At 61.4% G+C, this 23,421-nt stretch carries 24 protein-coding genes; 14 read left to right on the top strand and 10 right to left on the bottom strand.

Annotated features, from left to right (window positions below; translation table 11 throughout):
* Positions 1-26 precede the first annotated feature (26 nt).
* On the bottom strand, positions 27-4,367 hold the full coding sequence (locus tag LOY56_RS23465; protein WP_258617408.1) for a DEAD/DEAH box helicase: 4,341 nt from the start codon (positions 4,365-4,367) through the stop codon (positions 27-29).
* A gap of 225 nt (positions 4,368-4,592) precedes the next feature.
* Here LOY56_RS23465 and LOY56_RS23460 point away from each other — a divergent pair, with 225 nt between their 5' ends.
* The gene (locus LOY56_RS23460) at positions 4,593-5,477 is read left to right on the top strand and encodes an NAD(P)-dependent oxidoreductase (RefSeq protein ID WP_258617407.1); all 885 of its coding nucleotides are present in this window, start codon (positions 4,593-4,595) and stop codon (positions 5,475-5,477) included.
* Positions 5,470-6,399 (top strand): NAD-dependent epimerase/dehydratase family protein, encoded by a 930-nt coding sequence (locus LOY56_RS23455; RefSeq protein ID WP_258617406.1) that lies wholly within the window; start codon positions 5,470-5,472, stop codon positions 6,397-6,399. Before LOY56_RS23460 ends, LOY56_RS23455 begins: the two co-directional genes overlap by 8 nt.
* Before the next feature lie 98 nt (positions 6,400-6,497).
* Here the strand turns inward: LOY56_RS23455 and LOY56_RS23450 are convergent, their stop codons facing one another.
* From LOY56_RS23450 to LOY56_RS23430, 5 genes are all read right to left on the bottom strand, one after another.
* A complete protein-coding gene (locus tag LOY56_RS23450; RefSeq protein ID WP_258617404.1) occupies positions 6,498-7,196 on the bottom strand; it encodes an OmpW family protein in 699 nt (232 codons plus the stop codon).
* A gap of 133 nt (positions 7,197-7,329) precedes the next feature.
* Positions 7,330-7,848, bottom strand: coding sequence for a DUF3299 domain-containing protein (locus LOY56_RS23445; protein WP_258617402.1), 519 nt, complete (start codon positions 7,846-7,848; stop codon positions 7,330-7,332).
* Between the two features lie 11 nt (positions 7,849-7,859).
* Entirely contained in the window at positions 7,860-9,125 is a 1,266-nt protein-coding gene (locus LOY56_RS23440; protein WP_258617399.1) for an ABC transporter permease, read from the bottom strand.
* A 1-nt stretch (position 9,126) separates the two neighbouring features.
* The gene (locus LOY56_RS23435; protein ID WP_258617398.1) at positions 9,127-9,837 is read right to left on the bottom strand and encodes an ABC transporter ATP-binding protein; all 711 of its coding nucleotides are present in this window, start codon (positions 9,835-9,837) and stop codon (positions 9,127-9,129) included.
* A gap of 37 nt (positions 9,838-9,874) precedes the next feature.
* On the bottom strand, positions 9,875-10,462 hold the full coding sequence (locus LOY56_RS23430; protein WP_258617397.1) for a DUF2796 domain-containing protein: 588 nt from the start codon (positions 10,460-10,462) through the stop codon (positions 9,875-9,877).
* Between the two features lie 135 nt (positions 10,463-10,597).
* On the opposite strand from LOY56_RS23430, the gene LOY56_RS23425 reads away from it, so the two are divergent.
* On the top strand, positions 10,598-10,945 hold the full coding sequence (locus LOY56_RS23425) for a hypothetical protein (protein ID WP_258617396.1): 348 nt from the start codon (positions 10,598-10,600) through the stop codon (positions 10,943-10,945).
* A gap of 48 nt (positions 10,946-10,993) precedes the next feature.
* On the opposite strand, the gene trxA is transcribed toward LOY56_RS23425, so the two are convergent.
* The 3 genes from trxA to LOY56_RS23410 form a co-directional block, all read right to left on the bottom strand.
* Positions 10,994-11,866, bottom strand: a complete 873-nt coding sequence (gene trxA, locus LOY56_RS23420) for a thioredoxin (RefSeq protein WP_258617395.1) — start codon at positions 11,864-11,866, stop codon at positions 10,994-10,996.
* Between the two features lie 181 nt (positions 11,867-12,047).
* Positions 12,048-12,704: a methyltransferase gene (locus LOY56_RS23415; RefSeq protein ID WP_258617394.1), complete on the bottom strand. Its 657-nt coding sequence runs from the start codon at positions 12,702-12,704 to the stop codon at positions 12,048-12,050.
* Positions 12,701-13,165: a YbaY family lipoprotein gene (locus tag LOY56_RS23410; RefSeq protein WP_258617393.1), complete on the bottom strand. Its 465-nt coding sequence runs from the start codon at positions 13,163-13,165 to the stop codon at positions 12,701-12,703. The genes LOY56_RS23415 and LOY56_RS23410 overlap by 4 nt, the downstream gene beginning before the upstream one ends.
* 117 nt (positions 13,166-13,282) lie before the next feature.
* Between LOY56_RS23410 and nrdR the strand changes: the two genes are divergently transcribed.
* The 11 genes from nrdR (at position 13,283) to LOY56_RS23355 (ending at position 21,257) form a co-directional block, all read left to right on the top strand.
* Positions 13,283-13,747: a transcriptional regulator NrdR gene (gene nrdR / locus LOY56_RS23405; RefSeq protein WP_258617392.1), complete on the top strand. Its 465-nt coding sequence runs from the start codon at positions 13,283-13,285 to the stop codon at positions 13,745-13,747.
* The gene (ribD, locus tag LOY56_RS23400; protein WP_258617386.1) at positions 13,744-14,877 is read left to right on the top strand and encodes a bifunctional diaminohydroxyphosphoribosylaminopyrimidine deaminase/5-amino-6-(5-phosphoribosylamino)uracil reductase RibD; all 1,134 of its coding nucleotides are present in this window, start codon (positions 13,744-13,746) and stop codon (positions 14,875-14,877) included. The genes nrdR and ribD overlap by 4 nt, the downstream gene beginning before the upstream one ends.
* Positions 14,878-14,924: 47 nt before the next feature.
* Entirely contained in the window at positions 14,925-15,605 is a 681-nt protein-coding gene (locus tag LOY56_RS23395) for a riboflavin synthase (RefSeq protein WP_258617385.1), read from the top strand.
* Between the two features lie 31 nt (positions 15,606-15,636).
* Positions 15,637-16,728, top strand: coding sequence for a bifunctional 3,4-dihydroxy-2-butanone-4-phosphate synthase/GTP cyclohydrolase II (gene ribBA, locus LOY56_RS23390; RefSeq protein WP_007906834.1), 1,092 nt, complete (start codon positions 15,637-15,639; stop codon positions 16,726-16,728).
* A 91-nt stretch (positions 16,729-16,819) separates the two neighbouring features.
* Positions 16,820-17,296 (top strand): 6,7-dimethyl-8-ribityllumazine synthase, encoded by a 477-nt coding sequence (gene ribE, locus LOY56_RS23385; RefSeq protein ID WP_003228649.1) that lies wholly within the window; start codon positions 16,820-16,822, stop codon positions 17,294-17,296.
* Positions 17,293-17,793: a transcription antitermination factor NusB gene (gene nusB, locus LOY56_RS23380; RefSeq protein WP_038981348.1), complete on the top strand. Its 501-nt coding sequence runs from the start codon at positions 17,293-17,295 to the stop codon at positions 17,791-17,793. The genes ribE and nusB overlap by 4 nt, the downstream gene beginning before the upstream one ends.
* A gap of 18 nt (positions 17,794-17,811) precedes the next feature.
* Positions 17,812-18,777 (top strand): thiamine-phosphate kinase, encoded by a 966-nt coding sequence (gene thiL, locus LOY56_RS23375; RefSeq protein WP_258617384.1) that lies wholly within the window; start codon positions 17,812-17,814, stop codon positions 18,775-18,777.
* Positions 18,774-19,277 (top strand): phosphatidylglycerophosphatase A, encoded by a 504-nt coding sequence (locus tag LOY56_RS23370; RefSeq protein ID WP_258617383.1) that lies wholly within the window; start codon positions 18,774-18,776, stop codon positions 19,275-19,277. Before thiL ends, LOY56_RS23370 begins: the two co-directional genes overlap by 4 nt.
* Positions 19,278-19,300: 23 nt before the next feature.
* On the top strand, positions 19,301-20,038 hold the full coding sequence (locus LOY56_RS23365; RefSeq protein WP_258622858.1) for an ABC transporter substrate-binding protein: 738 nt from the start codon (positions 19,301-19,303) through the stop codon (positions 20,036-20,038).
* A gap of 185 nt (positions 20,039-20,223) precedes the next feature.
* Positions 20,224-20,841 (top strand): GTP cyclohydrolase II, encoded by a 618-nt coding sequence (gene ribA, locus LOY56_RS23360; protein ID WP_007906827.1) that lies wholly within the window; start codon positions 20,224-20,226, stop codon positions 20,839-20,841.
* Complete coding sequence (locus LOY56_RS23355; RefSeq protein WP_258617379.1) at positions 20,838-21,257, top strand: MFS transporter; 420 nt, start codon at positions 20,838-20,840, stop codon at positions 21,255-21,257. Before ribA ends, LOY56_RS23355 begins: the two co-directional genes overlap by 4 nt.
* Before the next feature lie 179 nt (positions 21,258-21,436).
* On the opposite strand, the gene dxs is transcribed toward LOY56_RS23355, so the two are convergent.
* Positions 21,437-23,335: a 1-deoxy-D-xylulose-5-phosphate synthase gene (dxs, locus tag LOY56_RS23350; RefSeq protein WP_258617377.1), complete on the bottom strand. Its 1,899-nt coding sequence runs from the start codon at positions 23,333-23,335 to the stop codon at positions 21,437-21,439.
* Positions 23,336-23,421 lie beyond the last annotated feature (86 nt).

The following is a 23,421-nucleotide window of genomic DNA, read 5'->3' as shown; positions in this document are numbered from 1 at the left end:
AAGTCGGATCGCCGCACCGCTCGCGCCTACAGGGAACTATGGCAGGTCAGCTTATTGCGTAGTTCGGCACTGGCCTGCTGATCCAGCTCCAGCCAGAATTGCTGCTTGCCGGCAATCTCGGCGGCGGCCGGTAAACCGTCGCGATACACCAGTCGATTGCTCGCCAGTGCCGGTACTTTCGCGCCTGGCAACAAGGTGCCAGCGAGGTTCAGCGGATCCACTCCACACACTGCGATCAGATTCCCATCGTGCGGTCGCCGTCTGACTTCGCGCAGCAATGGAATCGCTTCAGGCAACGCAAATTGCTCCCCCGCCAGACCACTGACAAACCGCCCGCCACGAATCTCGCCCCGGGCCTCGAGCCGATGAAATGTGCGCAGCAATTCTCGCCAACTCGGCAACCAGTCCGCTTCACGCTCCAGCACGCGCCAGAACACCACGCCGTAACGGCGCAACAAGGTCATGGCGATATGTTCCAGGGTTTCGCTGGGCGTAGGCGCTGGCCGTTGTTTATCCACAACCGGTGCAGCAGCACCGCGGCGCAGCAAGGCCCAGCGTCCGGCATCGTCCATCCCGCCGGAAAAGGCTCCGCGCCCGCGTCGGCTGCTGCGATTCTGGCGTTTGCTGGCCGGGGTAATCAGCGCTCGCAGGCCGGCGAAGCTGTCAGCGTTTACCAGCCCGGCACCGACCAGTTCCTGCAAGGCGATTTCCAGTTCCGAGCGCAGCAGATGGGCTTCGTGAATCAGTTCATCGAAAAACAGTGCGCCGTGCTGGCTGAGCGCTTCATGGACTTTTTGGGTTTTGGGCGACAGTTCGTTGACCGGCGTCTGCTCGGTCAAGCCACTCCATAACCCGACCTGGCTGCGTGGCAGCAGCAGAATCGGCGTGCTGCGCAATGCCGTGCTGGCGCTCTTGTTGCGCGCGGTCAGGCGGGTCCACACCAGTTTGCCGCTGCGACACAAATCATCCAGCCAGCTCGCCGAATAGTCTTTGAGCCGCGCCGGCAGAATGTCGCTGTCCCACGCCGAAGCGGCGGCGGGGTAGCCTTCGAACTGGCTGATGATCGCCGGTAACACCGCGCGGCCCTGACCTTGGCTCGCGGTGGAAAGATGCTGCCAGTCGAACAGGAATCGCATGAAATCCTGCAACGCCACCGGCTCGATTTCCCGTCGCAGACGCTTGACCGTATACCGATGAATCCGCGCCAGCAGATGCCGTTCACACCATTCTTCTTCACGGGCGCCCGGGGTGAATTGCCCACGCAGCACATAGCCTTCGCGCTCCAATTGCACCAAGGCCTGAGTGACGTGAATCGCCGGTAATCCAAGCGGCTCGGCAATGGCCTTCAGCGGTAACGGACCAAATGCGCTGAGCCGCGCGCGGATCACTTCCAGCACCGCTTCATCCGGCTCCCAGGTTTCATCGAAACCGGGCAACGCCTCCAACGGTGTAACCAATGTGGCCTGTGGATAAATCGCCCGCAGGCAGGTCAGGCGTTCCAGCGCCAACCATAGCGATTGTTCGGTATTGATTTGCAAACGGCTGGCCCGGCCACTGTCGGACAAGGCATTCAGCCACTCGAGCCAATTCGGGTTGGCCTGGGCCTCGGCATCGGCGATGCACGCCAGGCTCATCAGCGCTTCATGCATTTCATCAATGCCGGTGGGCGTTGGCCAGGCTTCATCACGCACCGCGGCAATCGCCTCGGCGTCCAGCGCACCGAGATCATCGGTGGACTGCGGATCGCTCCAGCGGCGGTTGAGCACCGCCTGAGTACGGCGCTCTTCCAGCGGCGCGTCGTCGAGAAAGGTGTAGGGGCGGGCGCTGAGAATCTCCGCCGCCAGCGGCGAGGGCGCTGGCAAGTCGCGGCTGATCAGGCGGATGTCGCCCTGTTCCATGCGCCGCAACAACGCCAGCCAGCCTTCGCAGTCCATGGCCTCATGGAGGCAATCGTCGAGGGTTTGTTCAACCAAGGGATGGTCGGGAATCTCGCGCTCGCCGGCGAGGTTTTCCACGCAGGCGATCTGATCGGGAAACACGCTGGCGATCAGGTCTTCGCTTTTCATCCGCTGGATCTGCGGCGGTACTTTGCGTCCGCCGCTGTAGCGCGGCAGCGCCAGGGCGACCCCGGCATTCCAGCGCCAGCGCACGCCGAACAGTGGGGCCTCGAGTACTGCTTGAATCAAGGTATGTTCGGCGCTGTTGCTGTGCAGATAACGCCAGACCTCCTCCAGCTCGAAGCTATGACCGGAGGACAGCGACAGCACGATGGCGTCCTCGCTGGCGGCGGCCTGCAATTCGAAGTTGAAGGTGCGGCAGAAACGCTTGCGCAGGGCCAGGCCCCAGGCGCGGTTGATGCGGCTGCCGAACGGCGAGTGGATTATCAGCTGAGTACCGCCGGACTCGTCGAAAAACCGCTCCATCAGCAGCGTGTCTTGCGACGGCAAGGCGCCGAGGGTCTGGCGCGCCCGGGCCAGGTAATCCACCAGTTGTTCGGCACTGGCGAGGTTCAAGCCGAGTACGTCGGTCAGCCAGTCGACGGCTGGCTGCAAGTTGCCGGGCGTGGCACCGAGCCGCTCATCGAGTTGCGCTTGCAGGCGGGCCACGGCGAACGACAATTCATCACTGCGACCCGGTGCTTCGCCGAGCCAGAACGGAATGGTCGGTGGTTGCCCCTGAGCGTCTTCGACCCGGACTTTGCCGGTTTCGACCCGCAGGATTCGATACGACGTATTGCCCAACTGAAAGATATCCCCGGCGATGCTTTCCACTGCGAAGTCTTCGTTGACGCTGCCGATGTTCAGCCCTTGAGGCTCCAGCAAAACGCTGTAGTCGGCGTTGTCCGGAATCGTCCCGCCGCTGGTCACGGCAGTCAGCTTGGCGCCTCGACGGCCGCGAAGTGTGCGGCTTACGGCGTCCCGGTGCAGGTAAGCGCTGCGAATACCCAGGCGACCGCTGTAACCCTCGGCGAGCATTTGCAGCAGTGCCTGATAGTGCTTTTCGTCGAGCCTGGCGTAAGGCGAAGCGTTGCGCAGCATTTCGAGCAGTGCCTGTTCCTGCCATTCCTGGCAGCTGACCTCGGCGATGATCTGTTGGGCCAGCACGTCCAGTGGTGCTTCTGGGATCTGCAACGTGTCGAGTTCGCCACGGCGGACGCAATCGAGCAGGGCGGCGCATTCGATCAGGTCGTCGCGGGTGGTGGCGAATAGCCGGCCCTTGGGCATGCCGCCGACCTGGTGCCCGGAGCGGCCGACCCGTTGCACAAATCCGGCAATCGAGCGTGGCGACGCGATCTGGCACACCAGGTCGACGTCACCGATGTCGATCCCCAATTCCAGCGAAGCAGTGGCGATCAGCACTTGCAGCTCGCCGCGCTTGAGCCGTTGCTCGGCGTCCAGGCGAAACTCCTTGGCCAAGCTGCCATGGTGGGCCGCTACCGCGTCTTTGCCGAGGCGTCCGCTCAAGTGTCGACTCAGGCGTTCGGCCAGGCGCCGGGTGTTGACGAAAATCAGCGTGGTCCGGTGTTCACGGGCGAGGGCGGCGAGTCGGTCATAGACCAGTTCCCAGACATCGTTGGCCATTACCGCCGACAACGGCACGGGCGGCACCTCTATATCGAGATCCCGTGGACGGGCGTGGCCGATGTCGATGATTTCGCAGTCGCGATCACGGCCGACCAAAAAGCGCGACACCGCTTCGATGGGTTTTTGCGTGGCAGACAGGCCGATACGCACCAGCGGTTGCGAGCGCGATTTATTTAAGGTCAGTGCCTGCAGACGCTCCAGGCTCAGGGCCAGGTGGCTACCGCGTTTGCTGGCGGCAATGGCGTGGATTTCGTCGACGATCACCGTTTGCGTGGTGCCGAGCATTTGCCGGCCGGAGTCGGAGCCGAGCAGCACGTAAAGGGATTCCGGAGTGGTCACCAGAATGTGCGGCGCGGTTTTGCGCATGGCCGAACGCTCTTTTTGCGGCGTATCGCCGGTGCGCACGGCGGTGCTGATCGGCACATCGGGCAGGCCCATTACCCGCAACTGTTCGGTGATGCCGGCCAGCGGGTTTTGCAGGTTGATCTGGATGTCGTTGGACAGCGCCTTGAGCGGCGAAACGTAGACCACCAGGGTTTCGTCCGGCAGGCCGTCCGGGCTCTCCAGGCCACGATGGACCAGATCGTCGAGCACGGCCAGAAACGCAGTGAGGGTCTTGCCGGAGCCGGTGGGCGCGGCGATCAGGGTTGAGCGGCGCTGACGGATCAATGGCCACGCCCGGGCTTGGGCGGCGGTGGCCGTCGCGAACGTGTTGCTGAACCAGGCGCTGACGGCGGGGTGAAAGCCTGCCAGGGCAGCGTCCGTGGGGATGGGCAGATTCATGAAGTCATTTATGCGGGTGGGGGCGGGAAGTTGCAAGTACCGCTCAGGATCTGTGTCGGTGCTGAGGGCCGCACAGGCACCACAAATCCCCGGGATCTACACTTTACGGATGACGGTTGCGCACTAAACCCGCAAAATGCAACGATTCCGGCAATTATTGAGGACATCGCCCGCGGGCGCTGTCGATAAAGCCATCGTTCCAATCAGACTGGGCCTGCTGACTCTATGCGAATGCGCCTTATGTTACTGGGCGGCGGAAATGCCCTTGGGCAGGCGCTGATTCGCCTCGGTGCGGAGGAAGACATCGGTTTCCTCGCCCCCCGCCCACCGCAAGACGGCTGGGATGCCGCGAGCCTGACGCAACTGCTCGACGATACCCGTCCGGATGCGTTGATCAATCTCGCCTACTACTTTGACTGGTTCCAGGCGGAGACTGTCAGCGAACAGCGTCTGGCCGGGCAGGAGCGAGCCGTCGAACGGCTGGCCGAGCTGTGCCAACATCACAACATTGTGCTGATGCAACCGTCGAGTTATCGCGTGTTCGATGGCTCTCGGGCGACCGCCTATAGCGAAAAAGACGAACCGGTACCGCTGGGCCTGCGTGGTCAGGCCTTGTGGCGAATCGAGCAAAGCGTACGCGCCACTTGTCCACAGCACGTACTGCTGCGTTTCGGCTGGCTGCTCGACGACAGCCCTGATGGCTCTCTCGGGCGATTCCTGAGCCGGGCCGAGAAAGCTGAAGAACTGTTGATGGCCGATGATCGTCGCGGTAATCCGACCCCGGTGGACGATGCCGCCCGGGTGATCATTTCGGTGCTCAAGCAACTCGATTGCTCCGCGCCGCTGTGGGGCACTTACCACTACGCCGGGCATGAGGCGACCACGCCGCTGGCACTGGGGCAGGCTATCCTTACCGAAGCACGCGCCCTGCACCCGCTGGCCATCGAAGCACCGACCGCCCAGGCTCACGCCGCGCGGCCCGACGCCGCTGAAGAACCGCAACACGCGGTGCTGGCCTGCAAGAAAATTCTGCACACTTTCGGGATCAAGCCCCGCGCCTGGCGCGCGGCACTCCCGGGCTTACTGGATAGGTTTTATCGCCATGGCTGACGGCCCTGTTTTAATCACCGGCGGCGCCGGTTTCATCGGCTCGCACCTGACCGACGCCTTGCTCGCCAAGGGGCACTCGGTGCGGATTCTCGATGACCTCTCCACCGGCAAGCGCAGCAACCTGCCGCTGGACAATCCCCTCGTCGAACTGATCGTGGGCGACGTCGCCGACGCCGCACTGGTGGCGCAGGTGATGGTCGGTTGCAGCGCCGTGGCGCACTTGGCCGCAGTGGCTTCGGTGCAGGCTTCGGTGGATGATCCGGTGAAGACCCATCAGAGCAATTTCATCGGCTCGCTGAATGTCTGCGAAGCCATGCGTCAGACCGGCGTCAAGCGGGTGCTGTACGCGTCCAGTGCGGCGGTCTATGGCAACAATGGCGAAGGTGAGTCGATCGACGAAGACACGCCCAAGGCACCGTTGACGCCGTACGCGGCAGACAAGTTGGCGAGCGAACATTACTTCGATTTCTATCGCCGCCAGCATGGCCTGGAACCGGTGGTTTTCCGCTTCTTCAACATCTTCGGCCCGCGCCAGGATCCGTCCTCACCGTATTCCGGGGTGATCAGTATTTTCAGCGAGCGCGCGCAGAAAGGTTTGCCAATCACCGTGTTTGGCGATGGCGAGCAGACTCGGGATTTTGTCTATGTCGAGGACTTGGTGGACGTGTTGGTGCAAGCCATCGAGAAGCCGCAGGTGGAAGTCGGTGCGGTGAATGTCGGCTGGAATCAGGCTACGACCCTCAAGCAAATGCTGGCAGCCCTTGAAGCAGTGGTCGGCAAGCTGCCGCCTGTGAGCTACGGCCCGGCGCGTTCCGGTGACATCCGCCATTCACGCGCGAATAACCGGCGTTTGCTGGAGCGGTTTACCTACCCGCAGCAGACACCGATGAGTGTCGGCCTGGCGCGGTTGCTGGGGCACTGATCAAAAAAGGCGCCTTACGAGGCTAATGGCAGTCAATTAAAACTGAACCTGTGGCGAGGGAGCTTGCTCCCTCGCCACAAAAGCCGATCAAATGTTGCTTAAAACTTGTAACCCAAACCCACCATGTAAATGAACGGGTCCACATCGACGTCGACCTTGGCTCGGGTGCCCGGCGCGACGGCGTTGTTTTCCACGGTCGCGGTGGTATCGATGTCGATGTAGCGCACCTGGGCGTTGATCATTATGTTGTCGGTCAGCATGTAGTCGGCACCGACTTCCCAGGCCAGGCCCCAGGAGTTTTCCGCCTTGAAGTTGCTGAAGCCGTTGGCGCTGGCTTCACTGCCGACGTGTTCGTCGTAGATCCAGGTGTAGTTGATACCGCCGCCGATGTACGGTTGGAACGCGGACTTGGCGTCCATCGGGTAGTAGACCAGGCTCAGGGTTGGCGGCAGGTGTTTGAGAGTGCCGAGTTTGCCGTTGGCGGCACCGAGGGCGGTGCCTTTGAGTTTCACGTCGTGTTCGAACGGCGAGGCTGCCAGCAGTTCGATCCCCAGATGGTCGGTGATCATGTAGGCGAAGTTCAGACCCAATTGCGTGTCGCTGCTCATGGTGGCCTTGCCACCCAGATCGGCACCCTTCAACGGGCCTTGATCGACCTTGACGCTGGAGCTGTCGGCCTCCGGGTTGACGGTGATCGCACCGGCCCGAACGATGATGTCACCGCCGGTGTGAGCATGAGCGAGCGGGGCTGCGAGCGCGAGAGCGAACAGCGAAGCGCAGAGCGCGGACTTGTGCATGGGGGCTCCAAAGGACGTTAAATATGTTCGATGTCCAATGGTAGGGATCCGACTGATACGGTCTTTTGACTCAGCTCAATGAAACAGTGAAGGTCCCGATTTTTGCCCCCGTCGCGACACACAATTGCCGGACTCACTCCTGCAATTCATACACATAAATCTTGTCCGCCTCCATCTGATACCCCGCGTCCGCCAACTCGCTGGTGGACGCCTTGACCTGCAACGCACCTTCGATCCAGTACGGTTGATACAGCTCATCAAGCTTCACGCCGACTTCGCTTTTGACATGCACGATCTGGTTCGACGGTGGAGGCGGTACGTGGATGCAGGCACCAAAATACGGCACCAGCAGAAACTCCGTGGTGCGACCTTCTTCACTGACTTCCAGCGGCACGATGTACCCCGGTAAACGAATATTCTTGCCGTCGAGGCTTTTCACCACTGGTGCGTTCGGCATGTCCTGCTTGGCCGCTGGAGCCGACTCCGCGGACAGCGCATCGCTCATCTTCGACAGGTCGTGCAGTGGCGTCATGTTCGGCACTTCCGGTGCAGCGTCCGGCGGGATCATTTCCGACCAGGTCAGGTCTTTTGGCTCGGCCGCCCACAGAGGCAGGGCGACCAACATCAACAGCGCGAGCAGGGCGCGGGGCATTTTCAACGTCCTCATAGTCGGATCGACAGACCATCGGCCAAGGATTGGCGATAAGCACGCCAGGCCGGCACGCTGCCCATCAGCAGCGCGGCGATCAGGATGCCACCGAGCAGCGTCCATTCATATTCACTCGGCCAGGCCAGCGGCAAATACAAGCCGTAATTCGCCTGCACGTAACCCTGAGCCGCGGCAATGCACACGTACAACAGCGCCACACCGGCAATCACCCCCGACAACGCCAGGGCAAAGGCTTCCAGCACCAACAAGGTCGCGATGTGCCACGGCCGCGCGCCGACCGAACGCAGAATCGCCATCTCTCGGCGCCGTTCGTTGAGGCTGGTGAGGATCGCCGTGAGCATACCGATCAACCCGGTCAGCACCACGAACAGCGAGACGACGAACAAGGCTTTTTCCGCCGTGCTCATCAAACTCCACAGCTCTTGCAATGCCACACCCGGCAGGATCGCCAGCATCGGCTCGCCACGGAATTCATTGATCTCCCGTTGCAGCGCAAACGTTGAAATCTTGCTGTTGAGGCCGAGCATGAACGCTGTGATCGCTTGCGGCTTCAGGTCCATGTTGCGCGCTTGGTCGGCACTGATCCGGCCGTTACCGCGCGCCGGCACGCCGTTGTGCCAGTCGACGTGAATGGCTTCCATCCCGCCGAGGCTGATGTGCAGCGTGCGGTCCACCGGGGTGCCGGTGCGTTTGAGAATGCCGACCACGGTGAACGGTTTGTCGTCGTGTTTGACCAGGCTGATCACCGCCACGCCATGGGCCAACACCAGTTTGTCGCCGAGCTTGTAATGCAGCGCATCGGCCACTTCGGCGCCGAGCACCACTTCGAACGGATCGCTGGCGAAGGCGCGGCCATCGGCGAGTTCGAGGTGCTGTTGATGGCCATACTGATAATGCTCGAAGTACGCCTCGGTGGTGCCCATCACCCGATAACCGCGATGGGAGTCACCGAGGGACATCGGGATCGCCCACTTCACTTTCGGGTTGTTGGCGAAATGTTCAAAGCTGTCCCAACGGATGTTGTTGGTGGCGTTGCCGATGCGGAACACCGAGTACAGCAACAGGTTCACTGAACCGGAACGCGCGCCGACGATCAGGTCGGTGCCGCTGATGGTGCTGGCAAAACTGGCCTTGGCCTCGGTGCGCACCCGCTCCACCGCCAGCAGCAAGCAGACCGACAGGGCGATGGCGAACGCGGTGAGGATCGCGGTGAAGCGACGGTTAGCCAGACTGGCCATGGCTAGACGAAACAAATACATCTCAGACCTCGGACGGGGTGGCGGCGCGATTGAGATCGGCCAGCGACAGGTGGCGATCGAACAGCGGCGCGAGACTCTGGTCATGGCTGACAAACAACAGGCTCGACCCGGCTTCGCGGCATTCGGCGAACAGCAGGCGAATGAAGTTCTCGCGGGCGTCGTAGTCCAGCGCCGAGGTCGGTTCGTCGGCGATCACCAGTTCCGGCTGACCAATCAACGCACGCGCGGCGGCGACCCGTTGCTGCTGGCCGATGGACAGAGAATCGGCGCGGCGGCTGAGCAAGTTTTGATCGGTCAAACCCAGGTGGGCAAGCAGGGTGGCGGCCGCCTGATCGACGCTGCCGTGGCGCTGTTTCGCCCGTTCGGCACGTAGTTTGGAAAAGTGGCAGGGCAGCTCAACGTTCTCACGCACTGAGAGAAATGGCAGCAAGTTGAACTGCTGGAAGATGTAGCCGGTGTGATCGACGCGGAAGTGGTCGCGAGCACCGGCAGAGAGTTCGGTCAGCTCCTGGCCGAGCAGGCGAATGCTGCCGCGATCGGGCTTTTGCACGCCACCGAGTAGGCCCAGTAGGGTGGTCTTGCCACTGCCACTGGGGCCTTTGAGGAACAGGGTTTCACCCGGCATAAGGCGAAACGCCGGGATGTCCAGCAGCGGCGGATGACCGGGCCAACTGAAGCCCAGGTCGGACAGTTCGATGAGTGCTTGGGTCATTTAACCGGTTTCATGAGTGCTGATGGTCGGGGTGGGTTTAGAACTTGAGGGCGGCAGCCTTGGTTGTTACTTCAACCCCTTGCTGGCCACTCGGGCTGATCAGTTGTACCTGAATCTTCTGGGTGGCCGGGAATGTGTTGAAGATAGTCGCCAGGTCCAGGGTCTTCAGCGCGCCCGGGGCCGAGCAGCTGAATTGGTAATGGGCATGGATCTCGCTATGGTCCTGGTGATGCTCGTGACCGTCTTTGGCGTCTTCTTCGTCATGGTCATCGGCATCCGGCTTGTCACCGAACAACGGGCTTTCCAGTTCCTGAGTCGCGACCACGCAACCGGCGGCTTTCGGCAGGTTGAACAGCACCAACGGTTTTTCCAGCTGCGCGCGGACGGTGGCGACTTTGGCCTTGTCGGCGTCGGTGCTGGCGGCGTGTTCGAAACCCACCAGATTCATCGCCGGGCTTTCCAGTTCCAGCTCCAGCGTCTGGCCGTCCAGCGCCGCGTTCAGGCGACCGACGCCATGTTCGTGGGCGCTGAGGCTGCCGTGCTCATCATGATCATGTTCGACAGCGGCGTGGGCGAGAGCCAGCGGCAACAAGGCAAACGGCAAAGCGAGCAGCAGACGGCGCATGGTGGGTCTCCGAAAAGTAAAATGAAAGATTTGTTATGTAATCTTATAACGGAAGTGCCGAGAGTTTGACCGTCTGCTTGGCGTTGTGCAAGGCCCATGGGAGCATGCGAGTCAGGTATGGGCAGGAGCAGACTTATGTTGCGAATACGCGGAAGCATCGGCGACTGGCCGGTGGATTTGACGCTGGAGCTGGATGAAGGCGACTGGGCACAGCTGGGTGCGCAGTTGCAGACAGCAAAACCAGAGGCGAGTGCTACGCCCGCCAAACCGGTGAATCAGGACGATGCGCTGTGGCAGATCGCCCAGGAATTGTTGCGCAAGGCCGGGCAATTGAGCGGGCCGGATTTGCTGGAGCAACTGGAAGGGCTGACTGGCAGCGCAGCAGCGGGCAAGCGCTTGCTGGTGCGCTTGCGCCACTGCGCAGATGTCAAAGTGATGAGCGGCGGGGATACGCCGCTGTACAGCTGGTGTAAGCCAGCGTAGGAGCCTGCGGCCGCTCCTACGGGATCGGGTTCACATGGCCCGATCCACTTAATAAAGCGCGGCAAACAACTTGCGACGGTACGTGGTCACCAGCGGGTGATCATTGCCCAGCAGTTCGAACACCTGCAGCAAGGTCTTGTGCGGCAAGCCTTCGCTGTAGCTGCGATTGCGGATGAACAGTTTCAGCAGGGCATCCAGTGCCGCGTCGTATTGCTGACGGGCCAGTTGCTGGATCGCCAGTTGATAGACTGCCTCATCGTCCTGCGGATTTTTCGCCAGACGTGCTTTCAGGTCTGCCGCATCCGGCAAATCCCTGGCCTGACCGAGGAACTGGATCTGCGCCTTGGCGCCGGCCAGCGCGGCCTTGTGCTCATCGGTCTTGACCGCGTCGAGCACGACTTGCGCTTCACCCAGCTCGCCGCGCTCAGTCAGGCAGCGGGCGTAGAGGATCAGCGCCTTGGCGTTGGTGTTGTCTTCAGCCAGCAGTACTTTGAGCGTGGCTTCGGCGTCGGCATAGCGGCCCTCATCGAACAGCGCCTGAGCCTGTTCGAACGGGTCGGTCGCAGCGGGCGGCGGCATTTGCACGTGGGGTTCGAGCATCGTGCGCACAGCCGATTCCGGTTGTGCACCGGCAAAACCGTCCACCGGCTGACCGTCCTTGAACAGCACCACGGTCGGCAGGCTGCGTATACCGAAGCGCGCAACAATATCCTGCTCGATGTCGCAATTGACCTTGGCCAGCAGCAACTCGCCCTGATAGCTCTCGGCAATGGTTTGCAGCATCGGCATCAAGGCCTTGCACGGCGCACACCATTCGGCCCAGAAATCCACCAGCACCGGTTTGTGAAAAGAGCTCTCGATCACCGACTGGTCGAAATCGGCAGTCGTGGCGTCGAAAATGTACGGCGTTTCCTGACTCATGGGGGATCTCGTAAAAGCGTGAATGTGGTCACTATAAGGCTTCGCGAGGGGCTACTGAAAGCCGTAACACTGATCGTTCCCATGCTCCGCGTGGGAATGCAGCCCGGGACGCTCCGCGTCCCTTCGTACCGCGTAACGCAGAGCGTCACTGGAGGCATTCCCACGCGGAGCGTGGGAACGATCATGTCCGGGTGGCGTGGTAGAGGCTCACATACCGAAACTCTTCGGGCTCGGCCAGATCCGGCAAGGTCATCGCTTCCAGCATTTCAATGCGCCGATACAAGGGATGGCAAAAATCCCTCACGCGCGAATCCGCCACCAAGGCTTCCTGGCCACGGCTGAGAAACTCGTCAAGTAGCGGCAGATTCGCCCGGTCGTACAACACATCGGCCACCAGAATCAGATCAAACCGATCCGCCTCGGCGAAAAAGTCTGTCGAGTAGCTGAGCTGCACGCCATTGAGTTCGGCATTCGCCCGACACGCGGCAATCGCCAGCGGGTCCAGGTCACAGGCCACCACTTCCAGTGCCCCGGCTTTCACCGCCGCAATCCCGGCCACCCCTGAGCCGGCGCCGAAATCCAGCACCCGTTTACCTTCGACCCATTGCGGGTGCTCGGCGAGATAGCGAGCCACGGCCAGCCCACTGGCCCAGCAGAAACTCCAGTACGGCGGCTCGTGGAGAATCCGCCGGGTTTCTTCCGGGCTGAAGGCACGGTCCATATTGTCGCCGTCGATCAGCCAGAGTTTCAGCTCGGTGTCTGGCAACTCACAGGCGACAAGCTGTGCATCGCCGAGCAGTTCGCTTAACGCCTGTTGCAGGTCGAGCGGTGCAATCATGGTGCTTTGACGAATTGCAGCTGACCCAATGCCTGGGTGGTTGGCTGTGTGATCATTTGCGCCGGCAGATGCAGGATCAACTGCCCTGACTGACTGGCGCGGCCGCGAAGCTCGACGCGGGCGCCGGCCGGAAAGGATTCAGGGTTGAAGCGCAGGCGAAACGGCAAAGCTTGATTGGTACCGATCAGGTTGGAACTGGCGAGCAATAGTTGTGGACGATCCTTTTCGTCGATCACCAGCAACGCCAGTTCGACTTCGGCACCGGCCGGCACGCCCTGCAGTGTGCCGCTCAATTCACGTTGATAAGCCGGCAGGGGGCCGAGCTCGGTCGATGCCTTGGCTTTCTTCTGCGCCTGTTGTGGTGCAGGGCCGGGCGTTGGCGGCTGGGGCTTGGGCGCATCGCTGCCACAGGCCACCAACAGGCTGAAAAGACTGAGCAAAATGAGGGGGCGTAAAGACATTGGCGGCTCCAGCAAGTGAAATCCATATACAGCCAGTCTGTATACCGCAAACCCTATGGCTTGTCTTGCCACGGGGATGCGCTACCATGGCCCTCCCATTTTTTGTTGCCTGCCACCATGCACTGTCCCTTCTGCGGTGCCAACGACACCAAGGTCATCGACTCGCGTCTGGTCGCCGAGGGCGAACAGGTGCGCCGCCGGCGTGAATGCCTGGCCTGCGGCGAACGTTTCACGACGTTCGAAACCGCTGAACTGGTGTTGCCGCGCCTGATCAAAACCGACGGCAGTCGCCAGCCGTTCGACGAAGAAAAACTGCGCGCCGGCATGCAGCGGGCGCTGGAGAAGCGTCCGGTGAGTGTCGAGCGCCTCGAGTCGTCGCTGGTGCACATCAAACATAAGCTGCGTGCCACCGGCGAACGCGAGGTTAAGTCTCTCGTGGTCGGCGAACTGGTGATGGAGGAGCTGAAGAAGCTTGATGAAGTCGCCTATATCCGCTTCGCTTCGGTGTACCGACGCTTCCAGGACCTCAACGAGTTCCGCGAAGAGATCGATCGCCTCGCCCGTGAACCGGTGAAAGAATGACCACTTCTTCCGAACAAGCCATCCTCGACGCGCATTACATGGCCCGGGCCCTGGAACTGGCACGCAAAGGTCATTACACAACCCACCCCAACCCCCGGGTTGGCTGCGTGGTGGTGCGTGACGGGCAGATTGTCGGCGAAGGCTGGCATGTGCGTACCGGCGAGCCCCACGCCGAAGTCCACGCGTTGCTCGCCGCTGGCGACAAGGCGCGGGGCGCCACGGCTTACGTGACGCTTGAGCCTTGCAGCCACCACGGCCGTACGCCGCCCTGCGCCGATGCGCTGGTGAATGCCGGTGTGGCGCGCGTCGTTGCGGCGATGCAGGACCCAAACCCGGAAGTCGCCGGTCGCGGTTTGCAACGTCTGGCTCAGGCTGGTATCGCCACCGACAGCGGTGTGCTGGAAGGCGAGGCACGCAAGCTCAATCAAGGCTTCCTCAAACGCATGGAACACGGCTTGCCGTTCGTGCGGGTCAAGTTGGCGATGAGCCTCGACGGTCGCACGGCGATGGAAAGCGGCGAGAGCCAGTGGATCACCGGGCCGGCGGCGCGTTCGGCGGTACAGCGTTTGCGCGCCGAGGCCAGCGTGGTGCTGACTGGCGCCGACACGGTACTGGCGGACAATGCGCGTTTGACCGTGCGTGCCGACGAATTGGGTCTGGACGCTGAGCAAACCGCGCTGGTCATGAGTCGCCCGCCGCTTCGCGTGCTGATCGACGGTCGCCTGCGGGTGCCGCTGGATGTACCGTTCTTCAAGGCCGGTCCCGCACTGGTCGCCACGTGTGTGGCGGTGGAAGAACAGTACGCCAACGGGCCGGAATGCCTGATTGTGCCGGGCGATGACGGTCAGGTCGATCTGCATCAGTTGCTGGTCGAACTCGCCAACCGTGGCGTCAATGACGTGCTGGTCGAAGCCGGCCCGCGACTGGCTGGCGCGTTTGCCCAGCTAGGGCTGGTGGACGAATTCCAGATATTCATCGCCGGCACGTTTCTCGGCTCCTCGGCCCGCCCCTTGCTGGACTGGCCACTGGCACAGATGAAAGACGCACCCGAGCTCAAAATCACCGAAATCCGCGCGGTTGGCGATGACTGGCGAGTCACTGCCATCCCTGTGCCATCGGCGAGCGTATAATTCCTGGCCATTGCTCTAGCGCTGGCTCTGTTCTCGAGGAGGACTCCATGTTTACCGGCATCATCGAATCCATCGGCAGTATTCGTGCATTGACCCCAAAAGGCGGAGATGTGCGGGTTTACGTAGAAACCGGCAAGCTCGACCTGAGCGACGTAAAGCTGGGCGACAGCATTGCGGTCAACGGCGTGTGCTTGACCGCGGTTGAATTGCCGGGCAATGGCTTTGCGGCGGACGTCAGTCGCGAAACCCTCGACTGCACCGCAATGAATGACCTCAAAAGCGGCAGCCCGGTGAATCTGGAAAAAGCCCTGACCCCGACCACCCGTCTCGGCGGGCATCTGGTCAGCGGTCATGTCGATGGCGTAGGCGAAGTGGTTGCCCGCACCGAAAATGCCCGCGCCGTGGAATTTCGCATCCGTGCCCCGAAAGACCTGGCCAAGTACATTGCCCATAAAGGCTCGATCACCGTCGACGGCACCAGCCTGACCGTGAACGCGGTCGATGGCGCCGAGTTCTTGCTGACCATCATTCCGCACACCCTGAGCGAAACCATCATGGCGTCGTACCAGCCTGGTCGTCGGGTGAACCTGGAAGTCGACTTGCTGGCACGTTATCTGGAGCGCCTTCTGCTCGGCGACAAGGCCGCAGAGCCAAGCGACTCTTCGCAACGGCCTGGCAGCACCATTACTGAAAGCTTTCTGGCCCAAAACGGCTACCTCAAATCCTGAAGCTCAAATTTCGAAAGAAGGGGGGTGCCTTGTGGCGCTCAATAGCATCGAAGAACTGGTTGAAGACATCCGCCAAGGCAAGATGGTCATCCTCATGGATGACGAAGACCGCGAGAACGAAGGCGACCTGATCATGGCCGCCGAGTGCTGCCAGCCTGAACACATCAATTTCATGGCCAAGCACGCCCGTGGCCTGATCTGCATGCCGATGAGCCGCGAGCGCTGCGAACTGCTCAAGCTGCCGTTGATGGCACCACGAAACGGTTCCGGTTTCGGCACCAAGTTCACCGTGTCCATCGAAGCCGCCGAAGGCGTGACCACCGGTATCTCCGCGGCCGACCGTGCGCGCACCGTGCAAGCCGCTGCCGCCAAAGACGCCAAGGCTGAAGACATCGTTAGCCCCGGCCACATCTTCCCGCTGATGGCCCAGGCCGGCGGTACGCTGGCCCGCGCCGGTCACACCGAAGCGGCCTGCGACCTGGCGCGCATGGCCGGTTTCGAGCCGAGCGGTGTGATCTGCGAAGTGATGAACGACGATGGCACCATGTCCCGTCGCGCCGAACTCGAAGCGTTTGCCGCCGAACACAACATCAAGATCGGCACCATCGCCGACCTGATTCACTACCGGATGATCCACGAACGTACCGTTCAGCGGATTGCCGAGCAGCCGCTGGACAGCGAACTGGGCCAGTTCAACCTGGTGACCTATCGTGATTCGGTGGAAGGCGACGTGCACATGGCCCTGACCCTGGGCACCGTGTGCGCCGAAGAGCCGACGCTGGTCCGGGTGCACAACATGGACCCGCTGCGTGACCTGTTGATGGTCAAACAACCGGGCCGCTGGAGCCTGCGCGCCGCCATGGCTGCGGTTGCCGAGGCTGGCAGCGGCGTGGTGCTGTTGCTCGGTCACCCGCTCGATGGCGACGTGTTGCTGGCGCATATCCGCGAAACCGCGGATCACAGCGCAGTGAAAAAACCGACCACCTACAGCATCGTCGGTGCCGGTTCGCAGATCCTACGGGACCTGGGCGTGCGCAAAATGCGCCTGATGAGTGCGCCGATGAAATTTAATGCGATATCCGGTTTCGATCTGGAAGTTGTAGAATACGTGCCCTCCGAATAATGACCGGCAATTTGCGGGCCTGTATTCGCGGTTAACACATCACTGAGGGACGCGTAGAAAACGCGTCCCGGCTCTTTAAGAGATCTAACGAATGACCCTGAAGACCATCGAAGGTACCTTCATCGCCCCTAAAGGCCGCTACGCTTTGGTAGTGGGCCGTTTCAACAGCTTCGTCGTTGAAAGCCTGGTCAGCGGTGCAGTTGATGCCCTGGTTCGCCATGGCGTGAGCGAAAGCGACATCACCATCATCCGTGCGCCTGGCGCCTTCGAAATCCCGCTGGTTGCGCAGAAAGTCGCTCAGAAGGGCGAGTTCGCGGCAATCATCGCCTTGGGCGCAGTCATTCGTGGCGGTACTCCGCACTTCGAATACGTGGCTGGCGAATGCACCAAGGGCCTGGCCCAGGTGTCCATGGAGTTCGGCGTACCGGTCGCTTTCGGCGTACTGACCGTTGATTCCATCGAACAAGCCATCGAACGTTCCGGCACCAAGGCCGGTAACAAAGGTGCTGAAGCTGCCCTGTCCGCCCTGGAAATGGTCAGCCTGCTGGCGCAGTTGGAGGCCAAGTGATTAGCGACGATAGCGATCGTTTCAACCCGCGCGATCCAAAGCCTGCGGATGCCGGCAAGCCATCGAAAAGCGTCAAGCGTCGCGAAGCCCGTCAGCTCGCGACTCAGGCGCTGTACCAATGGCATATGGCCAAGCAATCGCTGAACGAGATCGAAGCGCAGTTTCGGGTCGATAACGATTTCAGCGATGTCGACGGCGCCTACTTCCGCGAAATCCTGCATGGGGTTCCGGCTCAGAAGGACCGGATCGACGCCGCACTGGCGCCATGCCTGGACATCACCATCGAAGAGCTGGACCCGGTTGAACTGGCGGTTCTGCGCCTGTCTACCTGGGAGCTGCTCGAGCGCGTTGATGTGCCGTACCGCGTTGTGATCAACGAAGGTATCGAACTGGCCAAGGTCTTCGGTTCCACCGATGGCCACAAGTTCGTCAACGGTGTGCTCGACAAGCTGGCCCCGCGTCTGCGTGAAGCTGAAGTGAAGGCGTTCAAGCGCTAACCAGCGCTTGAGTTTGCGATGGGCGAGTTTGAGCTGATCCGCAATTTCTTCGCCGCCGCGCCTTGTGCGCAAGGCGGCGAAGGCGTTGCTCTGGGGATTGGCGACGACTGCGCCTTGCTGACTGTTCCCCCTGGGGAGCAGTTGGCGATTTCCACCGACACACTCGTGGCCGGTGTGCATTTCGCAGACCCCTGCGACCCGTTTCTGCTCGGTCAGCGCTCGCTGGCTGTGGCGGTCAGTGATCTGGCCGCCATGGGCGCCGCTCCCATTGCCTTTACCCTTGCCCTGACCTTGCCGACGGTGACCACTGATTGGCTGGAAGCCTTCGCCCGTGGTTTGAACCTCATGGCGCAAAATTGCGGTGTGGCGCTGGTGGGTGGCGATACCACTCGTGGGCCGTTGAGCCTGACCATGACCGTATTCGGTCGGGTGCCAACCGGCTTGGCGTTGACCCGCAGCGGCGCACAGCCGGGCGATTTGCTCTGCGTGGGCGGTGAGCTGGGGAACGGCGCGGGTGCATTGCCGTTGGTGCTCGGCCAGCGGATGGCTGAACCGGCCATTGCTGATCCGTTGCGGGCTCATTACTGGTCGCCGCAACCGCAGCTGGGTCTGGGCATGGCATTGCGCGGCAGAGCCACTGCGGCGCTGGACATCTCCGACGGCCTGCTCGCCGACTGCGGGCATATTGCCCTGGCGTCGAAAGTCGGGATTCAGGTGGAGAGGAGTAAGCTGCCGTTGTCGAAGGCGCTGTTGGCCTTCCTTGGTCAGTCCGATGCTGAGCAAGCCGCCTTGAGCGGCGGTGACGATTACGTGCTGGCCTTCACCTTGCCGCCCGCCGAGTTGCCATCGTTGCTGGCGGACGGCTGGCCGATCCATGTGCTTGGGCAGGTCATAGCAGGGCAGGGCGTGACACTTCTGGATGCCGACGGACACGACATCACCCCGCCAATCCGGGGTTATCAACATTTTCGGGAGACACCGTGACAGATCATCCCAAACAGGTCCCGGCGGAGTTCGTACCGCCGTCGGTCTGGCGCAACCCTTGGCATTTTCTGGCGTTCGGCTTCGGCTCGGGCACCCTGCCAAAAGCGCCGGGTACCTGGGGTTCGTTAGTGGCGTTACCCTTTATTCCGTTGTGGCAGATGCTGCCCGATTGGGGCTATTGGCTGATGCTCGGCATCACCATGTTGTTCGGCTTCTGGCTGTGCGGTAAGGTCGCCGATGATTTACGCGTGCACGACCACGAAGGCATCGTCTGGGACGAAATGGTCGGGATGTGGATCACCCTGTGGCTGGTGCCCGAAGGCTGGTATTGGTTGCTGGCGGGGTTCCTGATGTTCCGTTTCTTCGACATTCTCAAGCCTTGGCCGATTCGTTGGATCGATCGGCACGTGCACGGTGGCGTCGGGATCATGCTCGACGACGTGCTGGCAGGGGTGTTTGCGTGGTTGGGGATGCAAGGGCTGGTGTGGCTTTTTGCCTGAGGAGTCAAGTGAGAGAACTACGGATGGTGCGAAGCGGGTTGCTGTTAATGGTTTTTGCGGTGTTTTGCTCGCTCGCCCGGGCCGGGGATGCGCCGACGACGCCGTCTGTGATTCATCTGGCCAGCGAAGCCTGGGAAGACTTCACCAACGCCGATGGTCGTGGTTTGGGTTGGGATGTGCTGCGCGAAGTGTTTGAGCCGGCTGGCGTCAAACTGGATATTCGAACCGAACCCTACACGCGCTCCACGGGCCTGGCACAGCGCGGCGAAGTGGACGCCTGTGTCGGTGCTTATCGGGATGAAGTGAGCGATGTGCTCTATCCGCGCTGGCATTTCGATACCGATCCGATCTATGCATTGGGCTTGGCCAGCAGTCCGGCGCCGACTCTGGAAACCCTGGGCAGCTATCGATTGGCCTGGGTGCGCGGCTACAAATTCCAGGATTATTTACCCAATGTGCAGAGCTACAACGAAATCGTGCGGCGTACCGGGATTCTTTCGATGCTGATTCACAACCGCATCGATTACTACATCGACGCGCTGGACGAGGTTAACTCCATCGTCAACCGAGCCAAGGCCCCGTCGCAATTTCGCCGCACGCACATTGTGGATTTGCCGCTTTATCTGTGCTTTGCCGACACACCGAATGCCCGCAAATTGATGGTGCTGTTCGACCAGCGGATGGAATTGCTGGTAAAAAGCGGTCAGCTGAAACCGATCTTCAAACGCTGGAAGCAACCCTATCCGTTCGCCTCGAACTGATCATGCGGACTGGCGAGGACTCCCCTGAGAGAGCGAGCAGGCTCGTTTCCACAAGGGAGCAGGCGGGTTCGATATCAAACTTTTTGATCGTTATAGCCAATAATTCAGCCTAAGCGTGTGCAGGAGCGTGCTGTTACAATGCCGCCTCTGCGAATCCTCAGTACTTATAGAACAGGAGCACATCGGTGCCTGTCGTTTTTGTCGCCGCTTCCAAGCTGCCAACGCCTTTTGCGCAATTCACCATGCATGGCTTTCTCGATGAAGAGAACGGGCGCGAGCACGTGGTGCTGAGCCTGGGTGAGTTCGCCGACGGTGCTCCGGTACTCGGCCGGTTGCACTCCGAATGCCTGACCGGCGATGCCTTGTTCAGTCAGCGTTGCGACTGCGGTTCGCAACTCGAGGCAGCCTTGCAGGCGATCGCCCGTGAAGGCCGTGGTGTGTTGCTCTACTTGCGTCAGGAAGGTCGTGGTATTGGCCTGTTGAACAAGATCCGCGCCTATGAATTGCAGGACGGCGGCGCCGACACCGTTGAAGCCAACGAGCGTCTGGGTTTCGCCGCTGATCAGCGCGACTACGCCATGTGCCTGCCGATGCTGGAGCACCTGGGCGTGAAGTCCCTGCGTCTGATGACCAACAACCCGCGCAAGGTCAAAGCCTTGACCGACATGGGCATCGTCGTCGCCGAGCGCGTGCCGTTGCACACGGGGCACAACCCGCACAACAAACTCTATCTGGCCACCAAGGCCAGCAAGCTCGACCACATGATGGGCAATGAGCATCAGGGCGAGGTTGATCGGGCGTGACCCGCGGTCAGGTACGGCGACGATTGTCCGTCAATTGGTGGCAATACCTGGCGCTGGCCTTGCTGCCGCTGTTGGTGATCAACGGCGTATTTGGCCAAAGCGAGGCGATTCTGCCGGTGCTGGCCATGCCATTGTTCATCGCCGGTGTGGCCTCGATGTTTGTCAGTCTGAAGTTCTTTGGCGACTACAAGCACGCGCTGATCGCCACCCAAAAAGCCCTCGATACCCCTGAAGAACCCGCCGCCTGGATCGCCCTGGCTACAAAACGCCGCGCCGCGTTTCTGGTCGCCGGCCTGCCTGCCTGGATCGGTGCGCTGGCGGTATTCGTCGGTCTTGAAGCCGTTCCATTGGTGCTGCTGGCGCTGTCGACCACCGTGCTGTTCTACCTCTACTGTATTCCGCGCCAACTGGGCTGATGCGTCGCGTTTGAAGGTATCGGCCAGGGCGTTGGCCGTAGAAGGAAGCGTGAGAGAAAAACCATGCAGGCGTTGCCGAAGGCTGTGATCTTTTGATTTTGCTTTTAGGCGGGTCGGAGCCGCCGAAGAGCTAGATCAAAAGATCAAAGCCTTCGACAGCTCCCGCACAGGGATCGGGTTTACAGGTTGAGCAGTCGCAGGCGCTCACGTACCGATTCTTCGATCCCCGCTTCATCCAGCCCACATTCGGCCAGCATTTGCGCAGGCTTGGCGTGTTCCACATAGGTATCCGGCAAGCCCAGGTGCAGCATCGATTTGAGGATGTTTTCCCGGGCGAGGAACTCGCTGACCGCGCCACCGGCACCGCCCATGATTGCGTTTTCTTCGACGGTCACCAGCAATTCATGGCTGCCGGCGATTTCGCGAACCAGTGCTTCGTCGAGCGGTTTGACGAAACGCATGTCGATCACGGTCGCATCCAGCGTCTCGGCGACTTTCAGCGCCTCGGCCAGTTGCACGCCGAACACCAGCAGGGCGACTTTGTTGCCCTGGCGGCGGACGACACCCTTGCCGATTTCAATCGGTTCGAGGTCTTTCGCGATCGGCGCATTCGGGCCGGTGCCGCGCGGATAACGCACCGCCGCCGGGCCATTGTACAGGTGGCCGGTGCTGAGCATTTTGCGCAGTTCGTTTTCGTCGCTCGGGGTCATCACCAGCATCCCGGGGATGCAACGCAGGAACGACAGGTCGAAGCTGCCCGCGTGTGTCGGGCCGTCTTCACCCACCAGGCCTGCGCGGTCGATGGCGAACAGCACGTCGAGGTTCTGCACCGCCACATCGTGAACAAGTTGGTCGTAACCACGCTGCAGGAAAGTCGAATAGATCGCCACCACTGGTTTGGCGCCTTCGCAGGCCATGCCGGCGGCGAAGGTCACGGCGTGTTGCTCGGCAATCGCCACGTCGAAATAGCGCTGCGGGAAACGCTCGCTGAAGGCCACCAGGTCGGAGCCTTCCTTCATTGCCGGGGTGATTCCGACCAGACGCGGATCGGCCGCGGCCATGTCGCACAGCCATTCACCGAACACGCCGGAATACTTCGGCCCGCCGGCTTTCTTCGGCGCGGCGGCCGGTGCGTCCACAGGTTCGAGTTTGGTGATGGCGTGGTAGCCGATCGGGTCGACTTCCGCTGGAGCGAAGCCTTTGCCTTTCTTGGTGACCACGTGCAGGAATTGCGGGCCCTTGAGGTCGCGCATGTTGCGCAACGTGGCGATCAGGGTCGGCAGATCGTGGCCATCGATCGGGCCGATGTAGTTCCAGCCCAGCTCTTCGAACAGCGTGCCGGGGACCAGCATGCCTTTGGCGTATTCTTCGGTACGACGGGCGATTTCCCAAGCGCCGGGCAGGCGCGAGAGGACCTTTTTGCTGCCTTCACGCATGCTCGCGTAAGTGCGGCTGGAAAGGATTTTCGCCAGATAGTTCGACAGCCCGCCGACGTTGCGCGAGATCGACATGTCGTTGTCGTTGAGGATCACCAGCATGTTGGCGTCCACTTCCGGCGCGTGGTTCAACGCCTCGAAGGCCATGCCGGCGGTCAGTGCGCCGTCGCCGATCACGGCAATCGCCTTGCGATCGCTGTTTTGCAGGCGGGCGGCAATTGCCATGCCCAGCGCGGCGCTGATCGAGGTGCTGGAGTGGCCGACGCCAAAGGTGTCGTACTCGCTCTCGGAGCGACGCGGGAAGGCGGCAATGCCGTCCTTCTGGCGCAGGGTGCTCATGCGCTCGCGACGGCCGGTGAGGATTTTGTGCGGGTAGGCCTGATGACCCACGTCCCACACCAGCCGGTCGTCCGGGGTGTCGAAGACGTAATGCAACGCGATGGTCAGCTCGATGACGCCCAGGCCGGCACCGAAATGCCCACCGGTCTGACCGACCGTGTAGAGCAATTCCAGGCGCAACTCATCGGCCAGGGTTTCCAGCTCGGCTTCGCCTAACCGGCGCAGGCCGTCCGGCGTGTTGGCACGGTCGAGCAGGGGCGTGGTCGGGCGCTTGCGGGGAATCTCATGAAACGTCGTGGGCATCAGGCGAATCGTTATAGGTATAAAAGATGCAGCAGTTTACCTGATGCATCGCCCCCTGCCCACGCGTTGGTTTTTTTTTGGCGGAT

Source organism: Pseudomonas sp. B21-048 (assembly GCF_024748615.1).
In the GTDB taxonomy this organism is placed as follows: domain Bacteria; phylum Pseudomonadota; class Gammaproteobacteria; order Pseudomonadales; family Pseudomonadaceae; genus Aquipseudomonas.
This window is presented reverse-complemented; position numbering and strand designations above follow the sequence as displayed.

Bases quoted from the DNA above. Each gene is read 5' to 3' on its own strand.
- LOY56_RS23435 (WP_258617398.1), bottom strand. From the start codon at position 9,837: ATGACCCAAGCACTCATCGAACTGTCCGACCTGGGCTTCAGTTGGCCC.
- ribE (WP_003228649.1), top strand. From the start codon at position 16,820: ATGACCCTGAAGACCATCGAAGGTACCTTCATCGCCCCTAAAGGCCGC.
- LOY56_RS23460 (WP_258617407.1), top strand. From the start codon at position 4,593: ATGCGAATGCGCCTTATGTTACTGGGCGGCGGAAATGCCCTTGGGCAG.
- thiL (WP_258617384.1), top strand. From the start codon at position 17,812: ATGGGCGAGTTTGAGCTGATCCGCAATTTCTTCGCCGCCGCGCCTTGT.
- LOY56_RS23415 (WP_258617394.1), bottom strand. From the start codon at position 12,704: ATGATTGCACCGCTCGACCTGCAACAGGCGTTAAGCGAACTGCTCGGC.
- LOY56_RS23365 (WP_258622858.1), top strand. From the start codon at position 19,301: ATGGTGCGAAGCGGGTTGCTGTTAATGGTTTTTGCGGTGTTTTGCTCG.
- LOY56_RS23430 (WP_258617397.1), bottom strand. From the start codon at position 10,462: ATGCGCCGTCTGCTGCTCGCTTTGCCGTTTGCCTTGTTGCCGCTGGCT.
- LOY56_RS23410 (WP_258617393.1), bottom strand. From the start codon at position 13,165: ATGTCTTTACGCCCCCTCATTTTGCTCAGTCTTTTCAGCCTGTTGGTG.
- nrdR (WP_258617392.1), top strand. From the start codon at position 13,283: ATGCACTGTCCCTTCTGCGGTGCCAACGACACCAAGGTCATCGACTCG.
- ribD (WP_258617386.1), top strand. From the start codon at position 13,744: ATGACCACTTCTTCCGAACAAGCCATCCTCGACGCGCATTACATGGCC.
- trxA (WP_258617395.1), bottom strand. From the start codon at position 11,866: ATGAGTCAGGAAACGCCGTACATTTTCGACGCCACGACTGCCGATTTC.
- LOY56_RS23395 (WP_258617385.1), top strand. From the start codon at position 14,925: ATGTTTACCGGCATCATCGAATCCATCGGCAGTATTCGTGCATTGACC.
- LOY56_RS23465 (WP_258617408.1), bottom strand. From the start codon at position 4,367: ATGAATCTGCCCATCCCCACGGACGCTGCCCTGGCAGGCTTTCACCCC.
- LOY56_RS23455 (WP_258617406.1), top strand. From the start codon at position 5,470: ATGGCTGACGGCCCTGTTTTAATCACCGGCGGCGCCGGTTTCATCGGC.
- LOY56_RS23440 (WP_258617399.1), bottom strand. From the start codon at position 9,125: ATGTATTTGTTTCGTCTAGCCATGGCCAGTCTGGCTAACCGTCGCTTC.
- LOY56_RS23445 (WP_258617402.1), bottom strand. From the start codon at position 7,848: ATGCCCCGCGCCCTGCTCGCGCTGTTGATGTTGGTCGCCCTGCCTCTG.
- LOY56_RS23450 (WP_258617404.1), bottom strand. From the start codon at position 7,196: ATGCACAAGTCCGCGCTCTGCGCTTCGCTGTTCGCTCTCGCGCTCGCA.
- dxs (WP_258617377.1), bottom strand. From the start codon at position 23,335: ATGCCCACGACGTTTCATGAGATTCCCCGCAAGCGCCCGACCACGCCC.
- LOY56_RS23425 (WP_258617396.1), top strand. From the start codon at position 10,598: ATGTTGCGAATACGCGGAAGCATCGGCGACTGGCCGGTGGATTTGACG.